General features: G+C 52.9%; 5 protein-coding genes. 3 read left to right on the top strand and 2 right to left on the bottom strand.

Annotated features, from left to right (window positions below; translation table 11 throughout):
* The first annotated feature begins 650 nt into the window (after positions 1-650).
* Positions 651-908, top strand: a complete 258-nt coding sequence (locus tag DMG62_24055; protein PYY19997.1) for a hypothetical protein — start codon at positions 651-653, stop codon at positions 906-908.
* Between the two features lie 146 nt (positions 909-1,054).
* On the opposite strand, the gene DMG62_24060 is transcribed toward DMG62_24055, so the two are convergent.
* Positions 1,055-1,267, bottom strand: coding sequence for a hypothetical protein (locus DMG62_24060; GenBank protein ID PYY19998.1), 213 nt, complete (start codon positions 1,265-1,267; stop codon positions 1,055-1,057).
* Between DMG62_24060 and DMG62_24065 the strand changes: the two genes are divergently transcribed.
* The gene (locus tag DMG62_24065) at positions 1,258-1,650 is read left to right on the top strand and encodes a hypothetical protein (protein PYY19999.1); all 393 of its coding nucleotides are present in this window, start codon (positions 1,258-1,260) and stop codon (positions 1,648-1,650) included. The two genes, DMG62_24060 and DMG62_24065, sit on opposite strands and share 10 nt — an antisense overlap.
* A gap of 154 nt (positions 1,651-1,804) precedes the next feature.
* Here DMG62_24065 and DMG62_24070 read toward each other — a convergent pair whose 3' ends face one another.
* The gene (locus DMG62_24070; protein ID PYY20000.1) at positions 1,805-2,368 is read right to left on the bottom strand and encodes a transposase; all 564 of its coding nucleotides are present in this window, start codon (positions 2,366-2,368) and stop codon (positions 1,805-1,807) included.
* Between the two features lie 177 nt (positions 2,369-2,545).
* Between DMG62_24070 and DMG62_24075 the strand changes: the two genes are divergently transcribed.
* Positions 2,546-2,770, top strand: a 225-nt coding sequence (locus DMG62_24075; GenBank protein ID PYY20001.1) for a hypothetical protein, incomplete at its 3' end; no start/stop codon positions are given.

The raw sequence follows: 2,770 nt of genomic DNA on the forward strand, positions 1-2,770 counted from the left end.
ATGTTCGCAGTCTCAGCCCAGGTCCATACCGACAGTCTGCAGATCCCCACCAGGGCTCGATGCCGAGCACTGCTCTCAGATCTGTTCGGGAGATGTGTTTGCTCTTGACATCGCCTTTTATAGAACCCGCCGTACATACGCCATCAATTAGCAATGTCGTCGGCGGGGTTGGCGGATGGTCTACTGGGTCTGGTTCAACCATGTTTTCTTATATGTCATATCAGACCACGACCAGCTTCGTGGCCACGCTAGGACAAGATTTTTCGTCTGACACCCGGGCGCGAATTCTTTGCTCCGCCGTAGGCGCCTTCATGATTGACATTTTGAAGCACTTTGACTGGCATTGGGGCTATTCAAATACGTATTATGCGTACCAGAGTTATGAAACTCTCCCTGGAGGCTATTCCTTAAGGTTCGGACTGGCGACGAATTGCGCGGCAAGATGTACTGAACCAGCTCTCTATTCTCTAAGTGACGACTATCTCAATCACAAGCAGTATATACATGACCAGACACCTTGGTTAGAATATGGCTCGGGTACGTCGGACTATCTCTGCCTGAAGGTCCATCCGTATGTTGAGGAAGTGGATACGGGTGGGACATGTTCCGACCAACGAGGAAGTCCAACGATCATTCCGCATTGAGAGTGCATGATTTCATCAGGCATTGAACTCGTCTTTAAGAAAGCGTTGTTGTCGTGCTTCGCCTCTGCTGTGAGCATGATAGTAGCCTACTTTGTTGTGCTGCTGCTGTGGCAGCGAAGGCTTGGCGGCACGTTTGGAAGTGTTTTGTTCAACGAGAGCGTTATAGCCAAGTTTCTCTTGATGCCCGTATTTGCGACGGGACTCACGGCGTTTTCGTTGGCATTTTGGGGAAAGGAGTTGTTTCGTTGGCTGCATCGTAGATAAGAGAACAAGCGCTCCGGCCTTGATTGTGCAGATCGCATCAGATGCAGATGATCCCACCCTTTGCGGGGCCACCAACCCAATCTCCCATTCCCAACATCGAGCACCTTCACGAAGTCCACTCGTGTTCAAAATCTCGCCGCTTTTGTTCAGGAGGCCGCTTCCATTCCCCGCCGCGCTGAACTTTTGTCCCTGCGAATCAGCACGCGAAGTTCTTCCTGCTCGCCAAAGAGCGAGCTTGTCTTATCAAAATAGCCCTTCCAGAGATTCCCACGCTCTTTCGAAAACAAGATAATCGGCAGCGATGGTCGAGTTTCAAGTCCGGATGGTGGGAAGTCTGGAATAATTCGCGGTGGGAGCACTCGCTAATCTGCTAAGCCGACTGTTAGCAGTTTTGGCACTGAATCGCATGAAAGGACGAGTGAAATTACTCAAAGAGTCTCTTGCCTTGTTGGCTTCAGAGCCGGATGTTCAGTTAGCACATCTCCGCGATCTCGGCGTGCCGGATCATGTGGACGAACTAGCTCTCGAACACGACGATATCGCCCCAACTGCGGAAAAGATGCTGCGAGAAGGGGAGATAAACGAGGACCAGCTCAATTGCATAAAGGAACTTGACGCGATCCTGAAGGGGATGAGCGGCAATTCAAACGCTCATCTATGGACTGCTGAGTCCTTGAATAATGCTCAAGAGTGGCGCTATGTGCGACGGTTCGCCAAACAGTGTTTCAACAAGCTCGCGTGATAACCTTGTTACCGAGATCGAATCCTCATCTGAGCTTCTTGGGCGGGTGGCCCGGCCTTTCCCGTTTCGGTTCTTGTGTGCCACTTCTACCAGTCGGGTGCGGGTGCCCCGTTCTCGCGCGGTGTTCGCGAGGGCGGGGTTCGATAGATGTCTGTTACTTCGGTTCTGGCTTTTTCTTGGTGTTCCGCGGTTCCAGTTCATCGATCTTCACGATACTCGGCTCTGCGTACATGTAAGCGCGGAAGCTGCTCCAGGCCCATAGTTCGGGTGAGGACACCAGGCCTCGTTTTACCGGGTTCCTGTGCATATACCGGAGCTTCTCAAAGCGCTTCTCGTTGGAATAGACATTGAAGTCGTAAAAGCGCGCTTGCCAGAAATGACGGTTCTGAACGGGAAGACCTTCTTCCCACAGCATGGGTTGATTGTTTCGTCGCCTTCTGGCCGGTTTGAGTAGACGTCTGGCTACCGTCTGCTTGAGAATCTGGAGAATCGAGGATGGGTTTCCCTTTTCGGGTTCTCCGATCAGGATATGAAAGTGTTCCGGCATGACCACGTAGCCCGCTACTTCGAACTTGTGTTTGCGCCGGACTTGCTCGAAGATGCGGAGAAACACGTCTCGTGCATGCCTGGTACCGAGTAACTGCCGTCGTCGGTAACAACTGCATGTGATGAAGTGGAGATCGCGAAAGCCATAGATTCGCTTGAGCCGGCTCGGCATGGCGGGGCATTATATCGTTCGTGCTTGTGCTGGGGAAGCTGGAGTCCGTGAGTGTTCAGTCGTGTTTAACAAAGACCAAAGTCAAAGGCGGAGTTGCATATATCCTCTAACCCCGCCCTCGCGAACACCGCGCGAGAACGGGGCACCCTTTACATGGGAGTCTGACGCAAACCCGAAATGGGAAAGGCCGGGCCACCCGTCCTGAACCACGTCACCACGCTGACCTACACGCCAGCGGGGCTGATTAATACAATCACCGACGCGCAAAGCCACGTCACCACCTATGGCTACGATGCCCATGGCAACCGGACGTCGGTCGCCGATGCGATGCAGCATCAGACTACGTTCGGCTACGACACCGGCGACCGGCTTACCACAATCACGTACCCAGATCAAACCACA

The sequence above is a fragment of the Acidobacteriota bacterium genome, assembly GCA_003225175.1.
Lineage (GTDB): Bacteria > Acidobacteriota > Terriglobia > Terriglobales > Acidobacteriaceae > Gp1-AA112.